Origin of the sequence: Parasalinivibrio latis, assembly GCF_036825535.1 — a bacterium.
Classification (GTDB): domain Bacteria; phylum Pseudomonadota; class Gammaproteobacteria; order Enterobacterales; family Vibrionaceae; genus Parasalinivibrio; species Parasalinivibrio latis.
On the sequence record NZ_CP098812.1, the window covers coordinates 2,941,144 to 2,956,866 of the forward strand.

General features: G+C 49.4%; 16 protein-coding genes. 1 reads left to right on the forward strand and 15 read right to left on the reverse strand.

Annotation, left to right across the window (positions count from 1 at the left end; genetic code table 11):
• Nucleotide 1 precedes the first annotated feature (1 nt).
• The 15 genes from rnhB to rpsB form a co-directional block, all read right to left on the reverse strand.
• On the reverse strand, nucleotides 2-601 hold the full coding sequence (gene rnhB, locus NF212_RS13645) for a ribonuclease HII (protein WP_434356503.1): 600 nt from the start codon (nucleotides 599-601) through the stop codon (nucleotides 2-4).
• Nucleotides 594-1,748 carry a lipid-A-disaccharide synthase gene (lpxB, locus tag NF212_RS13650; RefSeq protein ID WP_434356505.1) on the reverse strand — a complete coding sequence of 385 codons (1,155 nt, stop codon included), beginning with the start codon at nucleotides 1,746-1,748 and terminating at the stop codon, nucleotides 594-596. The genes rnhB and lpxB overlap by 8 nt, the downstream gene beginning before the upstream one ends.
• On the reverse strand, nucleotides 1,748-2,536 hold the full coding sequence (lpxA, locus tag NF212_RS13655; protein WP_434356507.1) for an acyl-ACP--UDP-N-acetylglucosamine O-acyltransferase: 789 nt from the start codon (nucleotides 2,534-2,536) through the stop codon (nucleotides 1,748-1,750). The genes lpxB and lpxA overlap by 1 nt, the downstream gene beginning before the upstream one ends.
• Nucleotides 2,533-2,991: a 3-hydroxyacyl-ACP dehydratase FabZ gene (gene fabZ / locus NF212_RS13660; protein WP_054674861.1), complete on the reverse strand. Its 459-nt coding sequence runs from the start codon at nucleotides 2,989-2,991 to the stop codon at nucleotides 2,533-2,535. The genes lpxA and fabZ overlap by 4 nt, the downstream gene beginning before the upstream one ends.
• A gap of 91 nt (nucleotides 2,992-3,082) precedes the next feature.
• A complete protein-coding gene (gene lpxD / locus NF212_RS13665; RefSeq protein ID WP_434356510.1) occupies nucleotides 3,083-4,108 on the reverse strand; it encodes a UDP-3-O-(3-hydroxymyristoyl)glucosamine N-acyltransferase in 1,026 nt (341 codons plus the stop codon).
• Nucleotides 4,109-4,122: 14 nt separating this feature from the next.
• Nucleotides 4,123-4,623, reverse strand: coding sequence for an OmpH family outer membrane protein (locus tag NF212_RS13670; protein WP_434360887.1), 501 nt, complete (start codon nucleotides 4,621-4,623; stop codon nucleotides 4,123-4,125).
• 32 nt (nucleotides 4,624-4,655) lie between these two features.
• The gene (gene bamA, locus NF212_RS13675) at nucleotides 4,656-7,070 is read right to left on the reverse strand and encodes an outer membrane protein assembly factor BamA (protein ID WP_434356512.1); all 2,415 of its coding nucleotides are present in this window, start codon (nucleotides 7,068-7,070) and stop codon (nucleotides 4,656-4,658) included.
• 34 nt (nucleotides 7,071-7,104) lie between these two features.
• Nucleotides 7,105-8,457: a sigma E protease regulator RseP gene (rseP, locus tag NF212_RS13680; RefSeq protein WP_434356514.1), complete on the reverse strand. Its 1,353-nt coding sequence runs from the start codon at nucleotides 8,455-8,457 to the stop codon at nucleotides 7,105-7,107.
• Nucleotides 8,454-9,650 carry a 1-deoxy-D-xylulose-5-phosphate reductoisomerase gene (ispC, locus tag NF212_RS13685; RefSeq protein ID WP_434356516.1) on the reverse strand — a complete coding sequence of 399 codons (1,197 nt, stop codon included), beginning with the start codon at nucleotides 9,648-9,650 and terminating at the stop codon, nucleotides 8,454-8,456. Before ispC ends, rseP begins: the two co-directional genes overlap by 4 nt.
• A gap of 61 nt (nucleotides 9,651-9,711) precedes the next feature.
• The gene (locus NF212_RS13690) at nucleotides 9,712-10,560 is read right to left on the reverse strand and encodes a phosphatidate cytidylyltransferase (protein WP_434356518.1); all 849 of its coding nucleotides are present in this window, start codon (nucleotides 10,558-10,560) and stop codon (nucleotides 9,712-9,714) included.
• 25 nt (nucleotides 10,561-10,585) lie between these two features.
• The gene (locus tag NF212_RS13695; protein WP_434356520.1) at nucleotides 10,586-11,350 is read right to left on the reverse strand and encodes an isoprenyl transferase; all 765 of its coding nucleotides are present in this window, start codon (nucleotides 11,348-11,350) and stop codon (nucleotides 10,586-10,588) included.
• Between the two features lie 76 nt (nucleotides 11,351-11,426).
• Complete coding sequence (gene frr, locus NF212_RS13700; protein ID WP_054674866.1) at nucleotides 11,427-11,984, reverse strand: ribosome recycling factor; 558 nt, start codon at nucleotides 11,982-11,984, stop codon at nucleotides 11,427-11,429.
• A 51-nt stretch (nucleotides 11,985-12,035) separates the two neighbouring features.
• On the reverse strand, nucleotides 12,036-12,764 hold the full coding sequence (pyrH, locus tag NF212_RS13705; RefSeq protein WP_434356522.1) for a UMP kinase: 729 nt from the start codon (nucleotides 12,762-12,764) through the stop codon (nucleotides 12,036-12,038).
• Between the two features lie 92 nt (nucleotides 12,765-12,856).
• Nucleotides 12,857-13,696: a translation elongation factor Ts gene (tsf, locus tag NF212_RS13710; RefSeq protein WP_434356524.1), complete on the reverse strand. Its 840-nt coding sequence runs from the start codon at nucleotides 13,694-13,696 to the stop codon at nucleotides 12,857-12,859.
• 134 nt (nucleotides 13,697-13,830) lie between these two features.
• Nucleotides 13,831-14,559, reverse strand: coding sequence for a 30S ribosomal protein S2 (gene rpsB / locus NF212_RS13715; RefSeq protein ID WP_434356526.1), 729 nt, complete (start codon nucleotides 14,557-14,559; stop codon nucleotides 13,831-13,833).
• Between the two features lie 329 nt (nucleotides 14,560-14,888).
• On the opposite strand from rpsB, the gene map reads away from it, so the two are divergent.
• Nucleotides 14,889-15,686: a type I methionyl aminopeptidase gene (gene map / locus NF212_RS13720; RefSeq protein ID WP_434356528.1), complete on the forward strand. Its 798-nt coding sequence runs from the start codon at nucleotides 14,889-14,891 to the stop codon at nucleotides 15,684-15,686.
• The last annotated feature ends 37 nt before the right edge of the window (nucleotides 15,687-15,723 follow it).

Genomic DNA, 15,723 nt, shown 5'->3' on the forward strand with positions numbered 1-15,723 from the left:
CCTAATCTTCCAGCCCCAGCGCCTTACGGACAGGCTTAAAACTCTTGCGGTATTCTTCTAACGGGCCATGTTCGGCCAAAGCCTCAAAGTGTGCTTTCGTAGGGTAACCTTTATGCTTGGCAAAACCATACTGTGGAAAACGCTTATCCAGCTCTTCCATTTCATGGTCGCGGGTTACTTTGGCAATAATGGACGCGGCGCTGATTTCAGCCACACGTAAGTCACCTTTTACTACAGCCTGGGCCGCCATCGGCAGTTCCGGTACCCGGTTACCGTCAATCAGTACAAAGTCTGGCTGGATATTGAGGCCTGCAACGGCGCGCTGCATCGCCAACATGGTTGCCTTGAGAATATTCAGCTCATCAATTTCTTCAGGTTCTGCGCGACCAAGAGACCACGCCAGTGCCTTTTCCTTGATTTCATCAAACAGAGCCAGGCGTTTTTTCTCACTCAGTTTTTTCGAATCTGTCAGACCCTCGATAGGGTTATTTGGATCAAGGATAACGGCAGCAGTGACTACTGCGCCGACAAGCGGGCCTCGGCCCACTTCATCAACACCCGCAATCAGGCGAGCATCGGGGTATACAAAGGGTTCAAACATGTTGAGGAGTCCGGTCAATCAAGGACAGTACTGCATTTGCAGCTGAATGGTCAGCATCACAACGGATTTGTTCGTGGAGTACATTGAAGGTGGCTATAAGTTCAGAGTTATCGCTGCCTAGCAGTCGATCCACTTCAGCGGCAAGGCTCTCTGCCGTGCAGTCTTCCTGAAGCAACTCTTTAACCAGCTCCCGGTCAGCAAGAATGTTCGGCAATGACACATACTTGGTTTTAAGGAGACGCTTGGCAAGCCATGCGGTAACCGGCTTTACCTTATATCCGACAACCATTGGCTTTTTCACCAGCATGCATTCCAATGCTGCGGTACCGGAAGCCAAGAGCACTGCATCGGAGGCTGTCATCACTGTGCGGGCATTGTCATTCACTATAGTAAAGTCGAGCTCTGGCGCTGTTTGTTGCCAGATGGCCTCGAACTGCTCACGGCGCTTGGAGTTAACCATAGGAACCAAAAAGCCGAGGTCGGGATACTTTGCTTTCAGGATTCGGCATGCTTCGATAAATGGTGCAGACAACATCCCAACTTCACTGCCACGACTGCCCGGCAATACCGCTAGCCAGCGTTTGCCTTCGTCAATCCTGAGTGCTTTGCGGGCTTCGTTTTTATCCAGCTCTAGTGGGATGGCATCGGCCATGGTGTGCCCGACAAACTCGCACGGCACATCGAATTTATCGTAGAACGCTTTTTCAAAAGGCAGAAAAGCCAGCACCAGATTGGTTGCATCAGCGATTTTGAAAATACGCTTTTGTCGCCAGGCCCATACTGACGGGCTGACGTAATGCACGGTTTTGATACCAGCATCTTTGAGGTCTTTTTCCAGACGAAGGTTAAAGTCCGGGGCATCAATTCCGACGAACACATCCGGTGGATTGTCTGTAAAAAAGCGAACCAGCTCTTTTTTCACTTTAAGAAGGCGAGGCAACCGGCCCAGCACTTCCACCAGCCCCATCACCGACAACTCTTCCATATCAAAGCGGGCATCACAGCCAGCTTCAATCATCCGAGGGCCACCAATGCCAACAAACTCAGCATCTGGGTATTGTTCACGTACCGCCCGGATAAAACCGGCACCTAAAATATCGCCGGAGATTTCTCCGGCGACAATTCCGATTCGAAGAGGCTTTGCCATCAACGGATCACACCTCGGGTAGAACACTCGAAGAACTCTACAAACAGATCCAGCTCAGGCTGGTCTTTCGCCATCTCAGCAATTTCCTGTTTGGCGACTTCCAACGTCTTTCCAGAACGATAGATAGTTTTGTAAACCGCACGAATCGCGCGGATTGCCGCTTTATCAAAGCCGCGGCGCTTAAGGCCTTCGACATTGATACCAAACGGCTGGCAGTGGTTGCCTTGCGCCATCACGTAAGGAGGCACATCCTGAACCACAATTGAACCGCCACCGAGCATACAATGGCTGCCAACCACACAGAATTGGTGGATAGCAGACATGCCACCGACAATCGCCTGGTCACCCACTTTTACGTGACCAGCCAGGGTTGCATTGTTAGCGAAGATACAGCGGTCGCCGATTTCACAATCATGGGCCACGTGGGCATTGATCATAAACAGGTTATCGCTGCCAACCTTGGTGATGCCTTTGTCCTGAACGGTACCGCGATGCATGGTCACACTTTCACGGATAGTATTTCGGTCACCGATAATCAGTTGGGTCGGTTCTCCGGCATACTTAAGGTCCTGACAGGCTTCACCTATCGAAGCAAATTGGTAAATTTTGTTTTCTTTACCGATACGGGTTGGACCTTTCACGACCACGTGGGTCATGATTTCAGTTCCTTCACCGATCTCGACATCAGCGCCAATGTAGGAAAAAGCCCCGATGCGAACATTCGCGCCGATCTTGGCCCCTTCTTCTACAACCGCGCTTGGGTGGATGATGGCGGTAGGGTCAATCACAGTTCAATCTCTCGTCTTGCACATTTCAGGTCAGCAGAACACACAACGGCACCGTCAACTTTGGCAACACCGGTAAATGCAGCGATACCACGACGCTCTTTTACAAACTCAACTTCCATTACCATCTGGTCGCCTGGGCTCACTGGACGGCGGAACTTGGCGTTATCAATGCTGGCAAAGTAATACAGTTCATTGTCAGCTGGCTGACCAAACGTTTTGAATGCCAGCAGACCAGTAGCCTGTGCCATAGCTTCCAGGATCAGTACGCCAGGGAAAACAGGCATCTGCGGGAAGTGGCCGGTAAACTGTGGTTCATTAAACGTCACGTTTTTAATCGCATGAAGGTACTTGCCTTCTTCGAAATCTGTTACACGGTCTACCAGCAGGAATGGGTAGCGGTGCGGCAACAGTGACATGATTTCTGTAATATTCAGAGTTTTATTTTCACGACTCAAAGCTGTATTCCCGTTTCAAATCAGAGAGGTTATTTTTGGATAAAAGCAAAATGGCCCGCATCTGTAGCGGGCCTTTCAAGCAGCGCGGGAATTATTCCGGCTCGTCCAGCTTTTTCTCCAACGCTTTCAGGCGTTGATGCATTTCCTCAATTCGCATCACCCTTGCAGTATTTTTCCGCCATTCGCGGTTTGACTGCACAGGAATACCTGATGAATACACCCCTGGTTCAGTAATAGGGCGCATCACCATGGCCATGCCGGTAACAGTTACACCATCGGCAATTTCCATATGACCATTAAATACGCTGGCACCACCAATAATACACTGCTTGCCCACTTTGAGGCTGCCAGCCATGACGGTAGCTCCAGCTATTGCAGTATTTTCACCGATCGAGACATTATGTGCAATCTGGCACTGGTTGTCGATAATTGCACCGTCTTCGATGACTGTGTCATCCAAAGCACCACGGTCGATGGTCGTACAGGCACCAATTTCCACACGGTCACCAATACGTACACTACCTAACTGAGGGATCTTAACCCAACGTCCACGGTCATTGGCATAGCCAAACCCATCAGAACCGATCACGGTTCCAGATTGAACCAGGCAAGACTCACCCATTACAACGTTGTGGTAAACAGACACATTAGCCCACAGCTTGGTGTTGGAGCCAATTCGGGCATTTTTACCAACAAAGCAGCCTGCGCCGATTTGAACGTTGTCGCCGAGCTCAACGCCAGACTCAATCACGGCATTGTGGCCAACAGACACACCCTCACCCAATTTTGCATCTTCGGCAATATAGGCACTCGGTGCGATGTCTGAAGCACAGCGTGGCGTAGTATCAAAAATTTGCGCGACCAAGGCAAAGCCCAGATACGGATCGCGCATAACCAGTGCATTACCCTTGCAAAATTCGCGGTCTGTCTCTTTTACAATGACAGCACTCGCTTCGCACAACTCCAGGTGCTTACGATATTTACTGTTCGACAGGAAGGTCACCTGCCCTTTGCCAGCCTTATCCAAGCCGGCAACAGAGTGGATAACCTCTGAGCCGTCACCGACATATTCGGCGCCGATTTTTTCTGCAACTTCTGCAAGCGTAAATGAAACCATCTTCTACCTATAACTTATTTTACTGCTTTGATGACCTTGGCAGACAAATCGTCAGAAGGCTTGGCATAGAGAACAGCATTAGCGTCGATCACCATGTCATAGCCTTCTTTCTTCGCTACTGCGTTGATTGCATCTTTAAGCTTTTTAACCAATTTTTGCTCTTCTTCAGCCCCACGACGGCGCTGGTCTTCCTGCAGAGCCTGAACCTTAAGTTTGAAATCAGACTCCATTGACTGAATTTCACGCTGAAGCTTGGTGCGCTCATCCGCACTCATCAGTTCGCCGTTGCGCTTCAGTTTGTCCACTTTCGTTTTGGCTTTTTCTTCAAGACGCTTGACCTCATCGATACGGTCTTTGAATTCTTTGCGAAGCTTATCACCCAGATTACTTTGCTTAGCCAGCTGTTGCATAGCCTGGTTAGTCGCAACATATCCAATTTTCTGCGCGGCATCGGCGGCCTGAGCGTAAAACGAAGCAGAGATAATAGCCAGGCTCAAACCGGCAGCTTTAACCATACGATTCAAAACGATTCCCTCACAGTCAACAATTAGAATGTACGTCCGATGGTGAATGTGAAGAACTCTTCATCATCACCCTCATATTTTTTGATTGGTTTAGCAACAGAGAATACCAACGGTCCCATTGGGGACATCCACTGCAGCGCTGCACCATAAGATGCCCGGTAATTCATTGGATCTGAGTAGTCATAAACATACTGAGAGCCACTGGCAATCGGGACATTTGGATCAAATTCAGTATCCCAGACAGATGCGGCATCCACAAACACACTGGTACGGATAGAACGCTGGATCTCTGGCGAGGCAAATGGCGTAGGAACGATCAGCTCAACACTGGCCAGGGCAGTGGCATTACCACCCACAGACTCATCAGTTCCTTCATATACCGGGTTGTTGGTGCCGGATGCGCCACCGGTATTATACACAGCTTTCGGACCAGCAGTATTGGAACGGAAACCACGCAGGGTTGAGAAACCACCTGCATAGAAATTCTCGTAGAACGGCAGCAGCTGTTCATTGTCTCCGGCTTTACCATACCCGTTCCCATAACCCAGGCGACCGCGCAGCAACAACGTGAAGTCATGCCCCTCATTGAGCGGTATATACTGACGCACATCGTATTGCATCTTGAAGAACTGAACATCCGACCCTGGAATGGTCATCCGGTAGTACGCACGCTGGTAGTTACCTGCTGTTGGGAAATAACCCTTGTTCAGGTTGTTACGCGTCCAGGAAATGGACCAGTCAAAATCGTCGACCTCGAGACCACCATCAGATGTCAGGTTTTTCTCCTGCACTTCTTTAAACTTGTCGATTTGGTAGTAGCTTTCGAGGTTCGAAATCAGGTTGTGGGTGTACCCGATTGAAAAATCGAAGTAGTTAAGTTCATCAAACGGGAAACCCCAGGTCAGCGATGCACCGTAGCTTTGGTTGTTATAGTCAACGATGTTGGCATCAGAAGCTTCAAACTCGTTGTAAAACACCTTACCACCAAGGCTAATTCCATCCAGGGTGAAATACGGGTCACGATAGTCCAGCGTCAGGCTCTTGGAGTAATCATTAACCATAGCGTTAATACCTACCCGGTTACCTGTACCGGCAAAGTTATCCTGCTGGAGGCCTGCCTGGAAACTGAGGCCGGATTCAGTACCAAAGCCAACACCGAAGTTCACACTGCCTGAGTTAGCCTCTTTAACGGTATAAACGATGTCAACTTCGTCGTCAGTTCCAGGTACACGCTGGGTTTGTACATCTACAGTTTCAAAGAACCCCAGACGGTTAAGACGCTCTTTACCACGCTCTACCGCTTTGGCATTGAGCCAGGAGCCTTCCATCTGGCGCATTTCACGGCGCAGCACTTCATCTTCGGTAATGGTGTTACCAGTAAAACTGATACGGCGTACGTAAATGCGCTTGCCCGGGTCGACGTTCACGGTCAAGGTAACGCGCTTATCGTTGTCGTCAAACTCTGGCATGGTAAAGACTTGTGGGTAGGCGTAGCCCTGCTCACCCAGTTTCTTCTTGATAGCTTCTTCCAAGTCAGTAACCAGCGCGCCGTTGTATACGTCGCCGTCTTTGAACGTTACCAGCTTTTCGTATTCAGCTTCATTACCATTCAGCTCACCGCGGAAGTTCACTCCGGCAACAGTGTATGGTTCGCCTTCCTCAACATTGAGGGTGATGTAAACACCTTTCTTGTCCGGAGAAATGGAAACTTCCGTTGATTCCACCCGGAATTTCAGGTAACCGCGGTTGAGGTAAAAGGAACGTAAGTTCTCAAGGTCTCCCGCCAGCACCTGTTTCTGGTATTTTTCATCTCCAAGAAAATTCCACCAAGGTACATTAGCCTGCAGTTTGAATACGTCTCGCAGCTCTTGATCAGTAAAAACATGGTTACCAATGAAGTTGATCTGCTTGATCTTGGCGGACACACCTTCTGTGAATACAAACTTTACGTCTGCTCGATTGCGCGGAAGCGGTGTGATCACGGCTTTCACCGTCGCGCCATATTTACCGACACTGTAATAAAAATCTTCTAAGCCTTTTTCAACTTCACTGAGCTTGGTACGGTCAAGTGCTTCACCGACTCGTAACCCTGAAGCAGACAGGTTTTCTTTCAGCTGTTCGTCTTTAATGGCTTTATTGCCAGAAAAAGAGATGCTGGCAATAGTCGGGCGCTCAATCACTTTGACAATCAGGGTTTCACCATCACGGAGAACGCGAATATTTTCGAAGTTTCCTGATGCAAAGAGAGAACGAATGATATCGGCCACATCCTTGTCGTTTACATCGTCGCCAACCCGGACAGGCATGGCCAGCAGGGCAGCACCCAGGCTTACGCGCTGAAGACCTTCGAACTTGATATCTTTTACGACAAAGTCGTTCGCCTGTACCGACGCACTACCAAGTAATAGTGAGGCCAGTAGTAACTTTTTTATCGCCATTGAATACTGTTATATCCTTGCTACTGCTTATTTTTTAAAGTCGGGCAAAATCGTTGAACAGCGCCACCGCCATTAAACAGACGATGATGGCCGACCCAAGACGATATCCCAAGTCCTGAATGCGCTCAGAAACAGGCTTGCGTGTGATTGCTTCGATGCCGAAGAACATAAGGTGTCCACCATCAAGCACCGGCAGAGGCAACAGGTTAATGATGCCCAAATTCACACTGATTAACGCCAAAAAACTGAGAAAGTATACTAAACCATAATCAGCAGTTTGCCCTGCCCCTTTCGCGATCGAGATTGGGCCGCTAAGGTTTTTGATAGCTACGTCACCGGTAATCAGCTTGGTCAGCATATCAAATGTCAGGGAAACAACCTGCCAAGTTTTGTCCAGCGCCTGTGGAATTGCTTCCAATGCCCCAAACTGCAAATCAAATCGGTATGACTCTGGCCAAGGCTCCATTTTGGGAGCAAATCCGGCATAACCAATATTCAGTTCACCGGCTTTCCGGCTTTCCGGTACCAGTGTCAGGTCAGAAAGCACGCCCGCTTTCTTCACTTCCAAGGACACCTGCTTACCCGGGTTGGCTCGAATCACCTCAACGACGCTTCGCCAATCAGTGAATGGCTTTCCGTTCACTGAGACAATTTCATCACCTACATCCAGTCCAGCTTTTACCGCCGGACTCCCGTCTACAACCTGCGAGACTTCGTTGAGAATGGCAGGAGAATAAGGCGTAATACCTAAGGTGTTCAGTGCCGACTGGGTCTCCGGGTCAAACGACCAGGATGTAAGGTTCAACGTTTTGTCCAGTGTGTAGTCACTGCCATCCGGTGAAACGTCAACCGCCATGCTGTTATCACCAATATGGGAAATAACAGCCATATTGACCGCTTCCCAGTTAGGCGTTTTGACGCCGGATATAGACTTAAGTTCCATTCCCGGCTCAATTCCCGCTTCTGCGGCAATTGATTGCGGAGCCACCTCACCAATTACCGGCTTGATAGACGGTACACCTATGATAAATACCAGCCAGTATGCAACGATAGCGAACAGGAAATTCGCCAATGGCCCAGCGGCCACAATAGCACTTCGCTGCCATAAGGGTTTTCGGTTAAATGCTTGATCAACTTGGTCAGCAGGCACGTCATCAACCCGCTCATCCACCATTTTGACGTAACCGCCAAGGGGAATCATCGCCAGGGTGTATTCGGTTCCGTCCTTTCCGGTCTTGCGCCAAATGGCCTTACCAAAGCCAATAGAGAAGCGCTCAACTTTGACCCCGCATCGCCGGGCCACCCAAAAATGGCCGAACTCATGCACGGTGATCAGGACACCCAACGCTAAAAGAAAAGCCCCGGTATCCCAAAGAAATCCCATCATATTGTCACCTTAGCAACCTGTTCCGTGGCGTAAACCCTTGCCATTCTATCGACCTCCAGCAACCAATCCAAGCTGTCAGCACTTTCAATCGGAGCGTGTTCAAGGACAGCGGCATTCACTTCAGCAATCTGAGTAAAACGAATTTTTCCAGCAAGGAATGCAGCAACCGCAACTTCATTGGCTGCATTCAGTGTCGTCGTGGCTGCCTGCCCCGTATAACAGGCATCAATGGCCAGCTTCAGACACGGGTAACGGGCGAAATCTGGTGCAAGGAATGTCAATTCCCCCAGTTGCGTGAAATCCAAGGGTGCCACACCTGCAACAATACGCTCAGGATAAGCCATCGCATTTGCGATCGGCGTTCGCATATCAGGTTGGCCCATTTGAGCAAGTACAGAGCCATCCCGGTACTGCACCATTGAATGGATAACAGACTGTGGGTGAATCACTACCTTAAGTTGTTCACGACTGGCATTAAACAGCCAACGTGCTTCGATATACTCGAGGCCTTTGTTCATCATTGTCGCTGAATCGACAGAGATTTTTGGTCCCATTGACCAATTAGGGTGGGCAATCGCCATCGCTGGTGTTACATCAGCCAGAGTCCCAATATCGCTATACCTGAAAGGCCCACCAGAGCCGGTCAGCAGGATATGGCTTACACCCTGTCCAGACAGGTCACACCGACCCGGCTGTCGTTGCACGGCCTCAGGAAGGCACTGGAAAATGGCGTTGTGTTCACTGTCTACCGGAAGAAGCTCAGCACCGTACTGGTGAACAGCATCAATAAACAACTGCCCTGACATCACCAATGCTTCTTTGTTAGCCAGCAACACACGCTTTCCTGCCTTTACGGCTGCCATGGTTGGCATCAAGCCGGCGGCACCAACAATAGCCGCCATAACTGTGTCGACTTCTTCCAATGATGCGACGTCACACAGTCCTTGTTCGCCAAACAGTACATTACAAACCAACCCTTCGGCTTTTAAAAGACTGCTTAGTTGCTGGGCACTTTTCTCACAGCCCATGGCAACGTAGGCTGGCTTCCACTTCCGACAAAGAGCATGCATTTTTTCCACATTGCTGTTGGCTGCCAGAGCGACGACTTGGTAGGAGGAAGGGTTGTGTTCAATCACTGAAAGCGTGCTGGCACCGATAGAGCCAGTCGCACCGAGTAAGGTTAGCTTACGCATAAATCAAACCTGTTTGACGAAAATCGCCCCTTATATACAGTTTAAAGGGGCGATTGTTATCTTACATCTGCCAGAAGTACAACAGGGTAAATACCGGGAACGCAGCTGTTAAACTGTCTATACGGTCCAGAATGCCTCCATGGCCAGGTAAAATATTTCCGCTATCCTTTACACCGGATACACGTTTAAACATGCTCTCTGCCAAATCTCCCAGAACCGAAGCCAGTACGGTAACCAGAGTTACACCGCCCAGCGCTGCAGCACTTGAGAATTCAATATTGAAGGCTTCTGCCGCACCAAAAGAAACGAGGATTGCTGCAATAACACCCCCTGCCAGGCCTTCTACAGTTTTGTTCGGGCTGACATTTGGCGCCATCTTACGCTTGCCAAACTTTTTGCCGGCAAAATAAGCACCACTGTCTGCCGCCCATACCATCAGGCATACCAACAGAAGCAGCTTTGCACCATAAAATGGTTCTTCAGGTAGATGGGCATAGCGAAGTATCAGAACACTCCAGAAAAAGGGAACCAGTGTCATGATACCGAAAAGATGGCGCAGTAAACTGCTGTGAGACCACCAGGATGCACTGCGAGGATACGTAAGTACGAAACCTGCAGCCAGAAGCCACCATGCAACACCGGCACCAACGATTTCAACGCTGCCCATCGCCAGGTGATTGATACTGTCTACATCGAAAGGAATTAAGATAGCGCTGGCCCCCAAGGCAACAACCTGAGGAATCAACGAACGAATTTTACTGTCACCCGGAATAAACTGTGTCCACTCCCAGTGCCCCAGCAAAGTAACCAGCATCAACGCGACGAAAAACGGAAAAGGGGGAAGGTAAAAGATTCCCGCGACAACTAACGGAGCAAGCACTAGCGCTGTCAAAACACGTTGTTTGAGCAAACCATTTCCTCTTATATTGCCAATCTTATTGTTTCATCATTGCTTTTATCTGGTCGCCCGTGCAGCCAAAACGACGTTCACGCGAGACATACCAGGCAATGGCATCCGAGAGACTTTGCTCATCAAAATCTGGCCAAAACTGTTCTGTAAAATAGAATTCAGCATAGGCCGCTTGCCACAACATAAAGTTACTGATGCGGCATTCACCACTGGTACGAATTAGCAGATCAACCTGCGGCATCTCAGCAGTGGTTAAACATTTCTCTACAAGTGATTCATTTACCGCACCGCTGACAAGCTTTCCATCCTCAATCAGTTGAGCGATACGTTTTGCCGCCTGGGCGATATCCCACTGCCCACCGTAATTTGCGGCGATATTCAGGGTCATACCTTCGTTTTGGGCCGTCATTGCCTCTGCTGACGCAATCTTGTCACGCAGATTTTCACTGAAACGACTGGTATCACCGATTATTTTTAAACGGACTCCGTTTTTATGAAGCCGTCGGGCCTCCCGGGTCAGGACAGTAACGAACAGATCCATCAACAGGCTGACTTCCTCTTCAGGACGTCGCCAATTTTCGCTGCTGAAAGCAAACAACGTTAATACTTTAATTCCCAACCGATTGGCTGCTGATACGGTTCTGCGTACAGCTTCGACACCTGCTTTATGCCCGAAAACTCGGGCTTTCCCCCGGGCCTTCGCCCATCGGCCGTTGCCATCCATAATGACGGCGATATGCTGAGGGAGCAATGTTGTATCAAGCAACGTGTCAACGGTTTGCTTAGTCATAGCACCTCTAAAATACGCAAAAAGCGCTGTGCTGCCCGCACAGCGCTTCATTCAGAGCCGAAGAGTGTAGCGGGAATTAGACTTCCATCAACTCTTTTTCTTTGGCTTCAAGAACCGCATCAATGTTTTTGATCGCAGCATCTGTCAGCTTTTGAATATCATCCTGACCACGACGATCTTCATCTTCGGAGATTTCTTTTTCTTTCAGAAGTGCTTTCAGATCACTGTTTGCGTCACGGCGAATGTTACGCACAGCAACACGGCCTTGTTCAGCTTCGCCACGTACAACCTTAACCAGATCGCGACGACGCTCTTCTGTCAATGGAGGAAGAGGAACGCGGATAACAGTGCCTGCAGACATTGGGTTCAGACCCAGATCTGAAGCCATGATCGCTTTTTCTACTGCTGGCGCAACCTGACGGTCAAACACAGTCAGTGCCAAAGTGCGTGAATCTTCGGTAGTAATAGAAGCCAGTTGCTTCAGAGGCGTTTTTGCACCGTAGTACTCAACGGAGATGCCATCCAGAATGCTTGGGTGCGCGCGGCCTGTACGTACTTTTGCCAGGGTGTTGCGCAGTGCTTCAACGCTTTTTTCCATGCGTTGTTTTGCATCTTCTTTAATTTCGTTAATCACGTTTTTATCCTTTCTGGGATCGTAACCGGCATATTATGCCACTGTTCAGGCTTATGCGTTAGAAATCAGAGTGCCTTCAGGCTCGCCCATCACAACGCGACGGAGAGCACCAGGCTTGTTCATGTTGAAAACGCGGATAGGCATACCATGATCACGCGCCAGCGTAAACGCAGCCAGGTCCATAACTTTCAACTCTTTCTCCAGAACTTCCTGGTAAGAGAGCTTACCATAAAGTTCCGCGTCCGGGTTCTTTGCCGGATCTTCTGAGAATACGCCATCTACCTTGGTAGCTTTGATTACAACGTCAGCTTCAATTTCAATACCGCGCAGGCAGGCTGCAGAGTCGGTAGTGAAGAATGGGTTGCCAGTACCGGCGGAGAAAATAACTACGCGCTCGTTACGCAGCTGGCTGATAGCCTCTGCCCAGCTGTAGTTGTCACACACACCGTTAAGAGGGATAGCAGACATCAATTTGGCGTTCACATAGGCACGGTGCAGCGAATCACGCATTGCCAGGCCGTTCATCACAGTCGCCAACATACCCATGTGGTCACCCACAACTCGGTTCATCCCTGCTTCAGCAAGGCCGGCGCCACGGAAAAGGTTTCCGCCACCGATAACCACACCAACCTGAACACCGAGTTCAACCAATTCTTTGACTTCTTGAGCCATACGATCAAGTACAGCAGGATCGATACCAAAACCTTCGGCACCCTGCAGTGCTTCACCACTCAGTTTCAGCAGGATTCGTTGATAAACAGGTTTAGGATTTGTGGTCATTGTTTTTACCTTTTTTGGCACAATCGGGGATGGAGTTGTGAAAAGACCGCAGCGTTTCGGACTGCGGTCTTTGATATTTGCTACAAGATCAATTAGATCTTCTGAGCAGCAGCAACTTCAGCAGCGAAGTCTACTTCTTGTCTCTCGATACCTTCACCTACTTCCAGGCGTACGAAGGTAGAAACTGAAGCGCCTTTTTCTTTCAGGATTTCGCCAACGGTCTTCTTAGGTTCCATGATGAACGCTTGACCAGTCAGAGAAACTTCGCCGGTGAACTTCTTCATGCGGCCGATAACCATCTTCTCAGCGATTTCAGCAGGCTTGCCTTCGTTCATCGCGATTTCGATTTGGATTTGCTTCTCTTTTTCAACTACGTCAGCTGGCACGTCGTCTGGAGTTACGTACTCAGGCTTAGAAGCTGCAACGTGCATAGCAACGTGCTTCAGAGTTTCAGCGTCACCTTCACCAGCAACAACAACACCGATGCGGTCGCCGTGACGGTAAGAGGCCAGCTCAACACCTTCAACGTACTGTACGCGACGGATAGAAACGTTTTCACCGATCTTAGCAACCAGTGCAACGCGAGCTTCTTCGAATTGAGCTTGCAGCTCTTCTACGCTTGCTTTTGAAGCCAGGGCAGCTTCAGCTACTTCGTTTGCGAAAGCGGTGAAGTTACCGTCTTTAGCAACGAAGTCAGTCTGGCAGTTAACTTCAACCAGAGCAGCAACACCGTTTGCATCTTTGATGATGATGGTGCCTTCGGCAGCTACGTTACCTGCTTTCTTAGCAGCTTTAGCAGCACCGCTCTTACGCATGTTTTCAATTGCCAGCTCGATGTCGCCGTTGGTTTCAACCAGCGCCTTCTTACATTCCATCATACCTGCGCCAGTACGTTCGCGCAGTTCTTTTACCAGGGCAGCAGTAACAGCCATGATTCAATCCTCAATTCGATACAGTTCAGGTAAAATTCAGGGGCCCCGATTCTGGTGGCCCCTGATAACCATACTTAGCTTACAGCGTGCAGTTCATGCTGCTCACTAAGGACGCTCACAAGGAGCTTGTAGACTTACTCAGCTACTTCTACCAGCTCGTCTTCAGCCTGAGCAACGATGTCTTGGTTACGGCCTTCTTTGTAAGAGACAGAAACCGCATCCAGGTACAGTTGAACTGCACGGATTGCGTCGTCGTTGCCTGGGATAACGTAGTCAACGCCATCTGGATCAGAGTTGGTATCAACTACTGCGAATACTGGGATGCCCAGGTTGTTCGCTTCTTTGATAGCGATGTGCTCGTGATCTGCGTCGATAACGAACAGAGCGTCAGGCAGACCACCCATGTTCTTGATACCGCCCAGTGACTTCTCAAGCTTTTCCATTTCGCGAGTGCGCATCAGCGCTTCTTTCTTGGTCAGCTTGTCGAAAGTACCGTCGGTAGACTGAGTTTCCAGATCTTTCAGACGCTTGATTGACTGGCGAACAGTTTTCCAGTTAGTCAGCATACCGCCCAACCAACGGTTGTTCACATAGTACTGGTCACAGCTTTCTGCAGCTGCCTTAACAGCTTCGCTCGCAGCGCGCTTAGTACCAACAAACAGCAGTTTGCCTTTACGCTCACCCAGCTTAGTGATTTCAGCCAGTGCGCCGTTGAACATTGGTACAGTTTTTTCAAGGTTGATGATGTGAACACGGTTACGAGCACCAAAGATGTATGACTTCATCTTTGGGTTCCAGTAACGGGTCTGGTGACCGAAGTGCACACCGGCCTTCAGCATATCGCGCATTGATACAGTTGCCATTGAGTTTTCCTCGTTGGGGTTAAGCCTCCACATACCCCATGCCGCCGACCCATCTGATTAAAGCATCAGGCAGGCACCCCGGAACATGTGCCGGTATGTGTGTGAGTTAACGTTAATAAATAAAGATATATTGACTGTGTAATTGAAAAGCCCAAATTTCGGGCTGCTTTCTTACTTTCACAGTCGGCGCGCTTTATACCACAAAATGACTACTGGAATCCAGTGGCAATGTCGCTTTCATGGCATAAGGAATCACGCCGAGGTTTCCAGAATCACAGCGGATTGATACCATATATTGATTGCTAATTATTTACAGCAGAGAGTGTGTAATGGGCATAGTCATCAAAACTGCCGAAGAAATCGAAAAAATGCGGGTAGCCGGTCGACTGGCCGCTGAAGTTCTTGAAATGATCGAACCGCATGTAAAAGCAGGCGTTACCACCCGTGAACTGGATGATATCTGCCACAAGTACATCACAGAAGTTCAGGGCGCTGTACCCGCTCCACTGAACTACCACGGATTCCCGAAATCCATCTGCACATCTATCAACTACGTGGTTTGCCACGGTATCCCATGCGATGAGGATGTCCTGAAAGATGGCGACATCATCAACCTTGATATCACTGTTATCAAAGACGGCTACCACGGCGATACCTCCAAGATGTTCCTCATCGGTGAAGTATCACTGGAAGATCGCCGCCTTTGCCGCGTGACCCAGGAATCACTTTACGCTGCAATCCGTAAAGTGAAACCGGGGGCTACGGTGGGCGACCTGGGTACAACCATCCAGAAGCACATTAAAAACAGCAATGCACGCTACTCTATTGTGCGTGACTACTGTGGCCACGGTATTGGTGCCGAATTCCATGAAGAGCCTCAGGTTGTCCACTACAAAAACAACGACCGGACCGTACTTAAGCCGGGTATGTGCTTTACCATTGAACCAATGATCAACGCCGGTAAATTCTCAACCGAGCTTGATGATGAAGACGGCTGGACCGTTTATACCGCTGACCGTAAAAAGTCAGCCCAGTACGAGCACACCATTCTGGTAACAGACAACGGCTGCGAAGTGCTGACGCTACGTGCGGAAGAAGATTTCCCCCGCCACGTTGTGACCAAGTAATATTGTAAAAAAGCCGGCCTTTGCGCCGGCTTTTTTA